Source organism: Rhodococcus sp. NPDC060084 (genome assembly GCF_042730335.1).
Taxonomy (GTDB): Bacteria; Actinomycetota; Actinomycetes; order Mycobacteriales; family Mycobacteriaceae; genus Rhodococcus.
In genome coordinates this window covers 151167-164993 of the sequence record NZ_JBHWWX010000004.1, presented here as the reverse complement: position 1 = coordinate 164993, position 13827 = coordinate 151167, and the positions used below count along the sequence as shown (strand labels likewise).

The window sequence follows — 13827 nt, the reverse complement described above, 5'->3', positions numbered from 1 at the left end:
GGGGGAACTGTGAGATCAGTGAGTGAGGATCGGGCCGCGCGGCGCGTCGTGGCGGACGGGGAACTTCTGCCAGATCACCGTGAGCAACAGCGCCGAGATCAAGGCGCTGACGCCGAAGAGGATGAAGTTCGAGTGGGCGCCGAGTCCGGCGGCGAGCAGCCATCCACCGATCTGTGGGGCGGCAACGGCACCGATCCGGCCGACGCCGAGAGCCCAGCCGAGCGCCGTGCCCCGCAGGTGGTCGGGGTAGTACGACGCGACGGCCGCGATGATCAGTGCCTGGGTGCCGTGGGTACCGACACCGGCGATCACGAAGATCAGGTACACCGCGGCGACCGGCGGATCGAGCAGCAGGGTCAGCAGCGCGACACCGGCCATCAGCGCGGCGACGATGCTCGTCGGCACCGAACCCCAGCGCACGCCGCCCCAGGCGGTGACGAACGAGCCGACGACGGCGCCGAGGTTGAGCGCCAGCGCGAAAGTCAGCGCGTTGCCCAGGTCGGTGCCCTCACCTTGCATGAGCTTGGGAAGCCAGGTGCCGAGGCCGTACCACGAGAGCAGGGTCACCACGGTCACCGCCGCGAACATGATGCTCACGGCGCGGAAACGGGTACCGAGCAGTTCCTTGAAGCCGCCCGCGGCGTTGCCGGGATGGGCATCGGGGGCGTGCTTGGGCAGCACCTTGATCGCCAGCGGAACGAGAATGAAGAGCGGGATCAGCGCGAAGAGGAACATCGGGCGCCAGCCCCAGTGGGGAATCACCGGGATGCCCACGAGGGCCGCGATCGAACCGCCGATCGGCACGCCGGACATCATCATCGTCGCGACGGCGGCGCGCCACTTGTTCGGCACCAGTTCGGCAGCCAGGGCGTTGGACGTCGGCACCAGTCCGCCGAGGCCGATTCCGGCGATCAGGCGCAGGATGCCGAAGACCGCAGGTCCGGGAGCGACGGCACACAACGCGGTGAACACGGAGAGGACGACAACGCAGCCGACCACCGCCTGTTTGCGTCCGATCGCGTCGGACAACCGGCCCGCGAGAACGGCGCCGATCATCATGCCCAGGAATGCCAGGCTGCCGAGTGTGCCGGCCGTCGAGGAACTGATTCCCCATTCGTCCTGCAGGCTGGGGATCACGTTGCCGTAGACGATGAGGTCGTATCCGTCGAATACGACGAACAGCCAGCAGACGACGACTGCTGCGATGCTGCCGGGAGCCATGGGCAGACGGCGTGCACCGGAGGCGACGGTGGCCCCTGGGGAGATGTGCATGAATCCAACGTTGATGCGCTCACGTGCTCGGTGCAATAAAGTTCTTCTATGCAGAATGCGCCGAAACCAGGCAAACGCATCACGAAGCCGTCGTACTCGCTCGAGTCCGTGGACAACGCGCTGCACCTGCTGCAGTTGCTCCGCGACGTCGGAGCACTGCGGGTGAAGGACGCGGCGGAGGCGCTCGGCACCGCGCCGTCGACCGCGCATCGGCTCCTGGCGATGCTCGTCTACCGGGGCTTCGCCGTGCAGGACGAGAAGCGCCGCTACCACCCCGGTCCCGCGATGGGGGCCGGGCCGGCGAAGCACGGATGGACCAGAGAGCTTGCAGATATCGCGCGTCCACACATGGAGGCGCTCGCGATGATGACGGGCGAGACCATCAACCTGGTTCTCCGGATCGGGTCGCAGGCACGTTTCCTGTACACGGCAGAAGCGGCAACGATGCTGCGTGTGGGGGACAGGCAAGGCCAGGTACTCCCGGCGGAACTCACCGCGGGCGGGCGCATCCTGCTCGCCGAACTCCCTCGGCGCACGCTCGAACAGCTGTACCTCCGACCGGCGGGCCCGCCGACCATCAGCCAGGGCCCGACCGCATCCGAGACGGACCGGCGGCTCGCTCCCGGTGAGTTCGAGATCTTCGTCAGTGAACTCGAAGCGGCCCGGCGCGTGGGATTCGCCGTCAACGTCGAGCAGACCGAACAGGGCGTCGCGGCATTCGGGGTCGCGGTGCGGAACGGTCGTGGGCACGCGATCGCGGCGCTCACCGCAGCGGTACCCGCGACCCGGTACCGGCAGCACCTGCACGGGCAACTGGTGCAGCAGATGCGGGCGGCGATCCGGGGCCTCGAGGTGGACGTCGCACACATCGAAGGATGAGATCTACGTCAAGATTCCACAGGGAAGAATATTGTGTGCTCTGGCGGACGGTGCAGCATAGGTTGTGATCAACGCCCAACGTGTGTGTCGTTTCGCGAGGAGAAATCATGACCGAGCACGACCCGGAACTGCAGAAGCTCTACGACGATTTCGAGGCCGAGCATCTCGATCCGTTGTGGACGCAGCTCGGGGACCTCATGCCGATGGCGCCGACCTCCAAGGCGGTTCCGTTCGTCTGGAAGTGGTCGACGCTCTACCCGCTCGCGCAGCGCGCGGGCGACCTCGTGCCCGTCGGGCGCGGTGGTGAACGCCGTGCGATCGCCCTGGCGAACCCCGGCCTCGGCGGAGTCCCGTACATCACGCCCACTCTGTGGGCAGCGATCCAGTACCTCGGCCCGAAGGAAACCGCACCGGAGCACCGCCACTCGCAGAACGCCTTCCGATTCGTCGTCGAGGGTGAAGGCGTGTGGACCGTCGTCAACGGTGACCCCGTCGCGATGCGCCGCGGTGACTTCCTGCTCACGCCCGGGTGGAACTTCCACGGCCACCACAACGAGACCGATCAGCCGATGGCGTGGATCGACGGTCTCGACATTCCGTTCGTTCACTACACCGACACCGGATTCTTCGAGTTCGGTTCGGACGGCGTGACCGACGAGGGAACGCCGGACATCTCACGCTCCGAGCGACTGTGGGTCCATCCCGGTCTGCGTCCGCTCGTCGGGCTCGACCGCAAGACCAGCTCGCCCATCGCCTGCTACCGCTGGGAGCACACCGATCGCGCCCTCACCGAACAGCTTGCGCTCGAGGACGAGGGTTACGCCGCGACGCCCGAGCCGGGCCATGCCGCGATCCGCTACACCAACCCGACCACCGGCGGCGACGTCATGCCGACGATCCGCGCCGAGTTCCACCGTCTTCGCGCCGGCGCGCACACCCGCCCCCGTCGCGACGTAGGGTCGCTCGTCTTCCAGGTGTTCGAAGGCCAGGGTCGCTTCGATCTCGGCGGAACCCCGCACGATGTTGCCAAGGGCGACATGATCGTCGTCCCGTCCTGGGTCGAGTGGTCGCTCGAAACCGATGAGGGCGTCGACCTGTTCGCGTTCTCGGACGCACCCATCGTGGAGCGTCTGCACTTCAACCGCACCATCATCTCCGAAGGAGCCTGACCCACCATGCGACTTGCAACTCTCCGACTCGACGGCGCAACCGCTGCGGTGCGTGTCGACGACGACTCCACCGCCACCGTGATCGACGGCTACGCCGATCTGTCCGAACTGCTGAACGACGCAGACTGGAAGGCCGTCGCCGAGAAGGCAGCGGGGAAGACCGTCGACCTCGCCGATGCCGACTACGCACCCGTCGTCCCCAGCCCCGGCAAGATCGTGTGCGTCGGACTCAACTACGCCACCCACATCCAGGAGATGGGTCGCGAACTCCCCGAGTTCCCGACGCTGTTCTCGAAGTTCAAGGAAGCCCTCACCGGCCCGTACGACGACGTGATCGTCCCGGCGTACGCCGGTTCGCAGCTCGACTGGGAAGCTGAGCTCGCCGTCGTCATCGGCAAGCAGGCGTACCAGGTGTCCGAGGCCGACGCCGAGGAGTACATCGCGGGTTACTCGGTCATCAACGACTACACCATGCGCGACTACCAGTACCGCACGCTGCAGTGGGACCAGGGCAAGACCTTCGAGAAGACCAGCGGCTTCGGCCCCGTCCTCGACACCGACTACAAGCTCGGCACCAAGATCGAAACCCGCCTCGAGGGTGAGGTCATGCAGTCGTCGAACACCAACGATCTGGTGTTCACCCCGGCCAAGCTGGTGGACTACATCTCGCACATCGTCACGCTGCAGCCGGGCGACGTCATCATCACCGGCACCACCGGTGGCGTGGGCCATGCCCGCAAGCCGGCACGCTACATCCAGGACGGCAACGTCTGCGAGGTCACCATCGAGGGCCTCGGGTCCGTCAAGAACAAGACGATCATCAAGTAGGAGAAGGAAGACCGTGGGATTCAACGATCTCGAACTCTCCGAACGCCTGCTCATCGCACGTCGCGGCACGGCGTACCTGTCGCAGCGGCTCGCGGAACTGACCGACGACGAACTCGCCGGACCCAGCCTCCTCGACGGGTGGACCCGCCAGCACCTGACGGCGCATATCGGGTACAACGCGGCCGCACTGTGCCGGTTGATGGATTGGGCTGCCACCGGTGTGGAGACCCCGATGTACGCCTCCACCGAGCAGCGGGCGCAGGAGATCGCCGAGGGCGCCACGCTGAGTCCCGCCGCGCTTCGTAACCTGTTTGCTCACACCGTGGCCCGGCTCGACGAGAAGTGGCGTCACCTGCCGGAGTCCGCGTGGCAGGCGCAGGTCCGGACCGCACAGGGCCGCTTGGTTCCTGCCGAGGAAACTGTCTGGATGCGCACGCGTGAGGTCTGGATCCACGCGGTGGATCTCGACAACGGCGGACGCTTCGGTGATTTCCCGAAGGTGGTCCTCGAGTCGCTGCTCGACGACATCGTCGGCATGTGGCGGAAGAAGGAACTCGGCGCGGGTATCGCACTCGAGGTCGACGGCGGCAGCACGATCGCCGTGACGCCGGACGCGGAAGCCATCCACGTGGTGCGCGGTTCGCTTCCTGCAGTGGTGCGGTGGGCTGCCGGACGCGGCGCCGTCGGCGTCGAAGGCGGAGACCTGACGCCCCCGCGCTGGCTCTGATCCGATCGAGACGAAAGGCCCCTTCCATCCGAGATGGAAGGGGCCTTCGCCATGGTGTGACCTAACTGGTCGGTCGACAGCGACCGAGGCACGAAGAGCCCCTCCGCGCATGCGCGGCAGGGCTCTTGTTCCGGTGGTCCACCTCGCCGGACGGCGAGCAGGGGCCTAGGTGTGCGTACCGTCCTGCTCGGTGTCATGAGGTCCGGAGTCGTGGTCCGGGTGCTCGCCTTCGTGCTCACGATGGTGGGCACCGGGTCCGCGCCCGTCGCGCAGGCCGTCGCCCTGTCCGCGCTCTGCACGAGGTCCGTCACCCTCCTCGGGTCCGGTCTCGCGGTCCGAATGCGGTCCTCTCGGTCCGTCGGGTCGCTCTCCGCCGTGGCGCGTGCGGTCGCCCGGTTCGCGTTCGACATCACGCTGCGCGTCCGGAGCCGTCGCCGAGTCCGGACGTTCGCGGCCCCGATCGGTGGAGTCGTGGGTGTCCTGGCCGTCCTCCGCTTCCTGCGTGCCGTCCTGGGTCTGTGCGACCACTTCGCCGGGACCTGTGGGTTCGTCGGAGTCCACTGCGGTTGCGATCCCCACCGAACCGGCTGCCACGGCCACTGCCGCGACACCCGCGATGAGCCATCGCTTGTCGATGCGCATTTCCGCACCCCTTTCCTTACTGGTCCTCAGTACCGAAGGTAGGAGCGGGACATGAAACATTCCTGAGAAAGAAGTCAGAAATCGACGTGCATTGCGTCCCGGATCGTTTGTGCTGCACAGGGTCTTGTGTCCGGAGGCACACACACAGGGGGCCCGAACCGATCGGTGCGGGCCCCCTGTGCTCGGCCGTGTCAGGCGAGCGATTTCGCCATTCCTCGCTGCACGGCAGCGATGATCTGCGGGCGCAGTTCGGCGGCGGGAACGATCCGGTGCACCGAGCCCATCCGCTGGGCACGCTGGATGTTGTGGATCGCCTCGAACTCCGCAGCGACCTCGCCGAGCTTTTCGGACCGTACCGCGACGCGCAAGGCGCCCAGTTCGACACCGAGACGGGACTTCTCCCCGTCTTCGGCTGCCGCCAGACGTGACTCGATCTCCGTGATGCGGGGATCGCTCGCCGTGCGCTTGTTGACGTCCCGGGTGAAGACCACCGCGGCAGCGGGAGCGCCGCCGAGAACGGACGCGAACGAGCCTTCGACCGCAAGTACTTCCATGTTCTCGTTCAGTGCGCCCGAGAACACGACGAATGCTCCGCCGTGGTACCGGGACACCACCACGAAGACGATGGGACCGTCGAAATTGACGATGGCCCGGCCGATTTCGGCGCCGTACTCGAGCTGCAGGTTGCGCAGCGACTCGGGCGATCCGTCGAAGCCCGACAGATTCGCGAGCACCACGAGCGGCCTGTTTCCGCTTGCGGCATTGATGGCGCGGGCCGTCTTCTTCGACGACTTCGGGAACAACGTCCCGGACGTCCATTGGTCCGGCCCGTCTGTCGGGAACCAGCCCTTGCGGGGGATGGCGCGCGACTCGATCCCGATCACGCTGACCGGGGTACCGCCCAGGTGCGCGTCGAAGACCACCGAGGTGTCGGCGTCGGCCATGTCGGCCCACCGTTCGAGCACGGCGTGGTCCTGGTCGACGACCGAGCGCATCACGGTGCGGATGTCGAACGGCTTCTTGCGATCCGGATTGGTGTCGGACGAGAAGATCTCGCCGACCGTGGTGAAGTCGCTCGACGGGTGGACGTGCGGGTAGAGGCGCACGTCGCGATCGACCGGGTCGGCGGAGTCGGCTTTGCGCGGGAAGCGCTCGCCGGGAGTGACATAGGCGTGCGCGTAGTGCGCAAAGAGGGTTTCGACCGCTACTCGGAGATTCGGCGCCCAGTACTGGGCCTGGCCGTTCGGACCCATCACGCGGTCGTATCCGCCGATACCGAAGTTGTCCTCCGCGGACACTCCACCGGAGTAGTCGAGCGACTGCTTACCGGTGAGCACCATCGCGCTGTCCGGGGTCATGACGAGAATGCCCTTGGTGTGCATGAGCATCGTCGCCTCGGCGTTCCAGTACGGCTGCGCCCCGACGTTGATACCGGTCACGACGATGTTGATCTCGCCGCCGTTCTGGGTGAACGTGATGATGCGGCGCAGACCCCGCGACACCCAGTCCATGTTCTCGGTACCCGAGTCCATCGAGATCGTGGCACCCGACGACAACGCGAACCACTCGACCGGCGCACCGAGACTCTCGGCAAGGTCGATCGCGGCCACCAGGCGCGAGCACTCGGCTTCGGCGACGGTGCCCAGTGCCTTGGTGGGATCTCCGAACAGAGCAACCCGGGTCATGCCCTCGGGATAGCGGGGCGTCGGAGTGTCCACGATGCCGACGATGAGGCCGGCGGTGTTGCGGCCGTACGGGCGGTCGACGGCGCCGAACTGTCCCTGCTCGTCGAAGTCGTACTCGACGAACGTACCGTCGCTGCCGGTCAGCAGCGGAATCAGCTCGTAGGGGTACACGGTTCCGCGGGCCCGCGAGCGCTGCACCTTCTGGGTGTACTCGTCGAGCGGCTTGAGCGGTTCCTTGGGCGGCTCGGTGACCCGCACGACGACACCGGCGCCGGAGCGGTACGAGAAGCGCAACGCGACTTCACGCGCGGGCTGACCCGGGTTCTCGCGCAACCATCCGATGACGGTGATCTCCTCGAGGCCCGCACCCACGGTCAACGGTGCGGCACTGCGGGCGATCCGGCGCAGATCCTTCACGTCGAGGTCGACGACGGGCCAGACGTAGAGGACCACACGGTTCGTATCGAGGCGTCGTCCACCGCGTGCGGCCTGGGCGCGGCGCATGCCGTCGAGCGAACTCGCGAGGGCACGTTCGAAGGCGGGCAGGCTCACGATCCGGCCGCTGTCGTCGCGCTGCTGGGTCAGATCCCGCACCTCGGTGAGGGCGATGAAGCGCTCGTCGGACGGATTGTCCCGCGCGACAATGTGATAGAGGTACGTGTCCGGGTTGGAGGGCAGGCGCGTGCCGTCGAAGTTCTTCAGTCGCCACAGATCGAGACGCTGCCCCGTCAACGGGTGGATGTCGCGGATATTGCCTTCCTCGGCGTACCCGGATTCGTAGGCGCGGAAGGTGAATACGTGCTCTTCGGCGATATCGGTGTGGCACACCGTCACCGTCACGCGTCGTGCGCGCGCGATGATCTCGCGGGTGGACAGGACCGAGGACAGCGCCGCGGCCTGAGCGTCCGCGTCGGCCGGCGCGTCCTCCCAGGCGACGTACAGGTCGATCACCAGGTTCTCGACACCGGGCAGGTTCGACGCCGATTGCTCGATTGCGTCGAGTACCGAGGTGAGGCCGGAATGCGATGTCTCCGCGGAGATCAGGTACAGCCGGGTACCCCGCAGATCGAAGTTACCGGTGACGAATTGGCGCCCGTCGACGACGCACGACCGCACGTCCTCGAGGGTCCGGATCTTGTAGGCGCGTCGCGTGATGACTTCGAGCAGCGGACCGGGGACGGTGCCGGGGCGTGAAATCTGCTGGGCGAGAAGGTCGATGAGAGGTTCGGGCGTGGTGACGAGGGACTCGATGCGCTGCGAGTAGTCGGCAGCCTGCGGGTGCTCGGCGAGGTAGGCGAGCGAACCGCGCACCCCGTCGTACACCTGCTCGCGCGCCTTCCGGATCATCGGCTCTTCGAAGTAGCTGTAGCGCAAGTTGCGTGCGGTGTCGCCGATGACCGGGAAGCGGACCTGCGTCGCGACGATCAACCGGTCGAGGACTTCGTTGAGTTCGTGGGAGACGCCGGCCTCCGTGTCGTGGCGGTCGGTCCAGCGCTCGAGCAGTGCGGTGACGACCGGCACGTGCGTCTCGATACGTTCGAGCGCGAGGAACAGCCGGTATACGGCGTCTTCGAGGTCGGGGGTGCGCGCGAGGTCGGTCACGTCGTAATGGCGCAACGCGCGCGAGAGGCGAGCACGGAAGCTGTCGGGCAGACCGCCTACTTCGACGTCGAGCGACTGCAGATAGCCGTGGAAGAACTCGCGGGGGCTGTGCACGCGGTCTTCGGTGTTCCGCTCTTCGTCGGTCGGACGGTTGCGCGAAAGGTCGCAGACGTCTGCGAACGTGGTCAGCAGAGCGAGTTCGGCGCGCACGAGATCACACGACCGCACACCTGCCGAGAGACGCTCGTACTCGGCGAGAAGCGCCGCGGTCCGTTTGGCCGAGACGTCGTACCCGGTGATGAGCGCTCCGAGCGAATCGAGCCGCGCCAGCGCATCCGCAGCGAGATCGTCGCTGAGCGCCGGTCCGGGGGTGGGGAACTCCACGCGCTCGACGGCTTCGGTGACGACTTCTTCGACGATCTGGTCGACGCGCAGCAGCGGGGCGCCGGCGTCCACCTGGGCGTTGACGACGGCGAGGATCTCGCGGACCTTACCGGCGAACGGAGCGCGGACCGCGGTCTCCATCTTCATCGACTCGAGAACGACGAGCGTCTGCCCGGCTTCGACCTCGTCGCCGACCGCGACGGGGACGGCAACGACGACAGCGGGCGCCGGAGTGCGGACGACTCCGGCCTCGTCCTGGCTGATCTGGTGGCTGATCCCGTCGACCTCGACGAGGAAATGGGCGGGCCCGGCTATCGAGACGACGTGGTGGCGGCGACCGTCGAGCGTGAGCCGCGATTCGTAGTCTCCGAGACGTTCGAGTTCGACGTCGAACTCGGTCACTCCGGTGTCGAGCCGGTAGCGGTGCGGTCCGACCTGGCCGACCACGAGTTCGTACGCCTGACCCTGGTAGCTCAGTTCGATCTTGCGGCCGACGGCATGTCCGGCGCGTGGCCGGCCGCCGCGTGCGGACGCGAGGAACGCGGTGCGCTCGCGGGCTTCGTCGGCGTTGTAGACATCGACGGCGGTTGCGACGAGTGCGATGTCGGCGACTCGCGTCGGCCCGGACTCGCTGCCGGCACCGGTGCGGTCGAGCCAGCCGGTGTCGGCGGACGCGTCGACGACCTCCGGGCGGTCGAGCAGGTCGAGCAGGAACGATTTGGTGGTGGTGCCTCCGTCGAGGACGACCGTGGTTTCTCGCAGGGCGGTGCGCAGGCGTGCGAGCGCTTCGCCGCGGTTCCGTCCCCAAGCGATGACCTTGGCGACCATCGAGTCGTAGTCGGGAGGGATCACGTCTCCCTGCGCGATGCCCGTGTCCACCCGCAGGCCGGACCCCAGCGGGAATTTGAGCAGTTGCACCGTGCCGGGCGCGGGCGCGAAGCCGTTGGCGGCATCCTCGGCGTTGAGCCGTGCCTCGACCGCGTGGCCGAATTCCGGCGGGCAGTCACCCACGAGGGGCTCTCCGGAGGCGACGAGGATCTGGAGTTTGACGAGGTCGATGCCGGTGGTGACCTCGGTGATGGGGTGTTCGACCTGCAGGCGGGTGTTGACCTCGAGGAAGGTGAACGTCTTCAAGTGCGGCTGGTAGAGGTACTCGACGGTTCCGGCGCCGCAGTATCCCGCGGCCCGGACGAGGTCGGCGGACACCGAGCGCAGGTGGTCGGACTGTTCCGCGGTGAGCAGCGGGGAAGCCGATTCCTCGATGACCTTCTGGTTCTTGCGCTGGATGGAGCAGTCACGCACGCCGGGAGCCCACACGTTGCCGTGCGTGTCGGCGATGACCTGCACCTCGACGTGGCGCGCGTCGGTGACGAGGCGTTCGATGAAGACGACGGGGTCGCCGAAGGACCGTTCGGCTTCGCCCTGCGTGCGCTCGAGTGCCAGTTCGAGTTCGTCTTCGGCGTAGACCTTGCGGATGCCGCGACCGCCGCCGCCGGAGCGCGCTTTGATGATGAGCGGGTAACCGATGGCCTGGGCATGACGACGCGCATCGGCGCGGGACTCCACGGGTCCGCCGGACCACGGGGCGACCGGCACCCCGACCTTCTCGGCGAGCAGTTTGGCTTCGACCTTGTCACCGAGGAGACGCATCGCATCCGCGGACGGACCGATGAATGTGATGTTCAGCCGCGCGCACAGGTCGGCGAAGACGGGATCTTCCGCCACGAATCCCCAGCCGACCCAGACTGCGTCGGCTTTCGCTTCGAGGAGTGCGCGCTCGAGTTCTGCGTGATCGAGGTAGGAAGTCGCGGCCGTCGTCGAAGGGCGAAGGGTGACGCCTTCGTCGGCCTGACGGACGAACATGGCACGGCGTTCGGCGTCCGTGTGCAGAGCGATCGTCTTGATGCCGTAGCCGTGTTCGGAGTTGAGCTCCCGGACTGCCCGGATGAGGCGGACTGCCGCCTCACCCCGGTTGACCACTGCGATCCGCTTGAACATACTCGTTGCCACCGTTCTCCATGGTTGTGCGCGTGGGTGCCGCGCGTCGAAAGCTCCACCCCGATGAGGAAGACAATTTATCCGGTCTTCGGTTCCTACGTCACGGATCGGTAAACGTGAGCGGGAACATCGATCGGTCGGCTCCTCGTGCTGTGTGGTGGGCATGCGTGTGTCGATCGCCGACGCTGTGGTTCTGTCGAACCGAATCGTCAAGGCGGTGCGAACGCGCCCCTGTCCTCATCCGGTGGCCGTCGCCATCGACGACACACACCCCCGTGCGGATGGAAACGCCCCGTACGGGTAACAGCATGGCCGAAACATGAGGCTTTGTCACGTTTGACTTCCCGAATCGGCGTGACCTGCGGAAACCGTTCCTTTTTCGGGTCTCGAACGTTGCCGTACAGGGCTTTTCGGGGGTCGTCCGCGGGAAGGAGGGCCGGCTACGGTGGGCTCGTTCGCTCGTACCGCGCGGTAACACCGGTGGGTAACTTGCAGCGGGGCCGACTGCCCTCGTCGTACCGCCGGGTAGGCGTTTGTGCCGCAACGATTTTGACAATCCACGAGCGCATGTGGACCGATGGAGGATCGTGCCCGGCTCTTTCTGTGACATCGATCACGAATGGTGAATACGGCGTCCGCTCAATCGAACTGATTCGCCCGCACACGCGTGCCGAAGTCTCGTCCGGGCATCGCGTAGTCCGTCGCCGGGCCGATCGGAGACCGCGGTTTTCTGGGACAGTGGAAGACAGTAAGGCGACGAGGAGGCCCCGATGCCCGGCTCAGACCGACCCGATGTATCCGACGAGTTCGAAACGCCCGACCTGCGACGGAAACGCGTCGCGGGACAGGTGCGCCGCTGGTGCGACCGGTGTGCCATCGACGGCAGGCACGGCCCGCTCTCGGATGCGGCGGCACTCGCGCTGGCCGCGGGTCATCTCGACGAATCGGCACGCACGGTCCTCGCGAACCGGCGGCGTGCCGGTCGGCGATTCCCCACCGTCGACGGTTTCGGAGCGTTGCGCCTTCTTTCCGACGAGCATGCTCATCTCGTGGCCCGCCTGGGCAGGCAGCGTCCCGGGGCCGCCCGCCTGGTCCTCGAATACCGCGCGAACGAACTCGCCAAGCGCCTCCGCGCTGCCGAGCAGACCATCGTGCATTCGCCGTCGCACTACGCGCAGGGTGTGCGTGCGGTTCGCAGGGATCGCCGCGATGGGCTCCACCTCGAACTCGATCAGCGGGAAGCGTTGTTCGCGGCGTTGCGGCAGACTCCGGCGCCGCTGCCGGTCGCGCCCGCCGAACAGGCCCGAGGTGCCGCCCTGTCCGTGGCGGTGGACCGTGTGTCGCGGTGGTCGGAGCGCACCCCCGCCGCAGACGCCGGCCGCCGAGCGGCGGATCTCCTCGCGCGCCGGATGCCGGAGGACGACGACCGGTTCGTCGACCGGTACGACACCCTGTTGTTCCTGGCGGGCTCCCTCTACGACCGGATCGAGTCGTCGGCGGCGTGGCGCTCCGAGTACTTCGCGGTACAGCGGGCCCAGCTCGATCTGGCCGAGGAAATCACTCAGATCGCCGTCGATACGGTGTCGTTGCGCGGACTGCTCGCGGAATTGGGCGCCGCGATCGGGAGTATCCCGGCCGAACGGGGCGCCGGCGCACGGGCTGCGCTGGACGCGCGGGTCGCGGCGCTCGATCCCGTGTGGGACCAGCTTCTCGCCCGGGTGGCGGCGCTCGCCAGGATCGGCGATCTGCTCGGAAACGCGGAAAGCCGGATGGGCATGGTCGATGTCGCACGCCGCACCGCGAGCCTCGACGAGCGTATCGACGATCTCATCGGGCGGTCGGGCGCGCGCGAGCTCTCGGCCGAGAACACCGACTTCGTCGGCGACCAGTTCGGGTCGGCCGCGGAACTCATCGGTTCGCTGCACACCGCGCTCCGGAGCGACATTGCGGAGCTCACCGGCAAGGATTGACCGTGTCCGTTGTGTCCGGTCACAGGTTTCCCGCGTGTGGCAGGGTCCGGCCACCCAGTCCCCAAAATGTGAGACGCCTCACTGGTGCAAATGTCCGATTCGGTGGTAGCTTCCTCGCGTTCATCTGGGGGTCGAATGACGGGGGTGGCGTGGGTGTTTGCACGACGGGTATCGGCAGGGGTAGCAGCCGGGGTCATGGCGATGGTCATCGCAGGATGCGGGGGGGATCCTGCGGTGACGGTGGTGGACGATCCCCAGCTCGAATCAGCGTTCAGCGAGGTGCTCGCCGGCGGTCAGGAACGCACGCTCGGTGATCTCGCGCAGGTTGCGGACCTGCAGGGGGAGGACTGGGACCGGATGTACTACTTCCGCGTTCCTCTGCTCATGAGCGAGGTCAACCGCATCCTCGATACCTCGGGTCTCGTGTGGAAGGACCTCCCGACGGTGGGCGCCGAAGGAATGATCGTGTTCATGTCGGAAGGGCGCGTGGTGCACGCGGTCGTCGACCGCGCGCCTGCGCTTGCGCTCAGCGGGTTCGCAACTGCCGACTCGGTCGTCCGCGCGGATACCTCGGGCGGGCTGGAGAGAGTCGGTGTCGAGGCGAAGGGCAGATAAGACCGGACGTCATGTTTGTCCGGATCGCGGTGTACGTTTCTATCGGAAGAGCAGTC

General features: G+C 67.0%; 9 protein-coding genes. 6 read left to right on the top strand and 3 right to left on the bottom strand.

Annotated features, from left to right (window positions below):
• Positions 1 to 15: 15 nt before the first annotated feature.
• Entirely contained in the window at positions 16 to 1221 is a 1206-nt protein-coding gene (locus ACFWBU_RS04170) for an aromatic acid/H+ symport family MFS transporter (protein ID WP_240952712.1), read from the bottom strand.
• A gap of 99 nt (positions 1222 to 1320) precedes the next feature.
• Between ACFWBU_RS04170 and ACFWBU_RS04165 the strand changes: the two genes are divergently transcribed.
• The 4 genes from ACFWBU_RS04165 to ACFWBU_RS04150 all read left to right on the top strand — a co-directional run bounded on the left by ACFWBU_RS04165 (position 1321) and on the right by ACFWBU_RS04150 (position 4875).
• Positions 1321 to 2151 carry an IclR family transcriptional regulator gene (locus ACFWBU_RS04165; RefSeq protein WP_169622671.1) on the top strand — a complete coding sequence of 277 codons (831 nt, stop codon included), beginning with the start codon at positions 1321 to 1323 and terminating at the stop codon, positions 2149 to 2151.
• Between the two features lie 107 nt (positions 2152 to 2258).
• Entirely contained in the window at positions 2259 to 3320 is a 1062-nt protein-coding gene (locus tag ACFWBU_RS04160) for a cupin domain-containing protein (RefSeq protein WP_169622672.1), read from the top strand.
• 6 nt (positions 3321 to 3326) lie between these two features.
• Positions 3327 to 4148, top strand: coding sequence for a fumarylacetoacetate hydrolase family protein (locus ACFWBU_RS04155; RefSeq protein ID WP_169622673.1), 822 nt, complete (start codon positions 3327 to 3329; stop codon positions 4146 to 4148).
• Positions 4149 to 4161: 13 nt separating this feature from the next.
• Positions 4162 to 4875, top strand: a complete 714-nt coding sequence (locus ACFWBU_RS04150; RefSeq protein ID WP_378527590.1) for a maleylpyruvate isomerase family mycothiol-dependent enzyme — start codon at positions 4162 to 4164, stop codon at positions 4873 to 4875.
• A gap of 165 nt (positions 4876 to 5040) precedes the next feature.
• Here the strand turns inward: ACFWBU_RS04150 and ACFWBU_RS04145 are convergent, their stop codons facing one another.
• Both ACFWBU_RS04145 and ACFWBU_RS04140 read right to left on the bottom strand, forming a co-directional pair.
• The gene (locus ACFWBU_RS04145) at positions 5041 to 5517 is read right to left on the bottom strand and encodes a hypothetical protein (protein ID WP_378527589.1); all 477 of its coding nucleotides are present in this window, start codon (positions 5515 to 5517) and stop codon (positions 5041 to 5043) included.
• 191 nt (positions 5518 to 5708) lie between these two features.
• Positions 5709 to 11186: a carboxyl transferase domain-containing protein gene (locus tag ACFWBU_RS04140; protein WP_378527606.1), complete on the bottom strand. Its 5478-nt coding sequence runs from the start codon at positions 11184 to 11186 to the stop codon at positions 5709 to 5711.
• A 770-nt stretch (positions 11187 to 11956) separates the two neighbouring features.
• On the opposite strand from ACFWBU_RS04140, the gene ACFWBU_RS04135 reads away from it, so the two are divergent.
• Both ACFWBU_RS04135 and ACFWBU_RS04130 read left to right on the top strand, forming a co-directional pair.
• Positions 11957 to 13156: a hypothetical protein gene (locus ACFWBU_RS04135; protein ID WP_378527588.1), complete on the top strand. Its 1200-nt coding sequence runs from the start codon at positions 11957 to 11959 to the stop codon at positions 13154 to 13156.
• 195 nt (positions 13157 to 13351) lie between these two features.
• Entirely contained in the window at positions 13352 to 13771 is a 420-nt protein-coding gene (locus tag ACFWBU_RS04130; RefSeq protein WP_240952687.1) for a hypothetical protein, read from the top strand.
• The last annotated feature ends 56 nt before the right edge of the window (positions 13772 to 13827 follow it).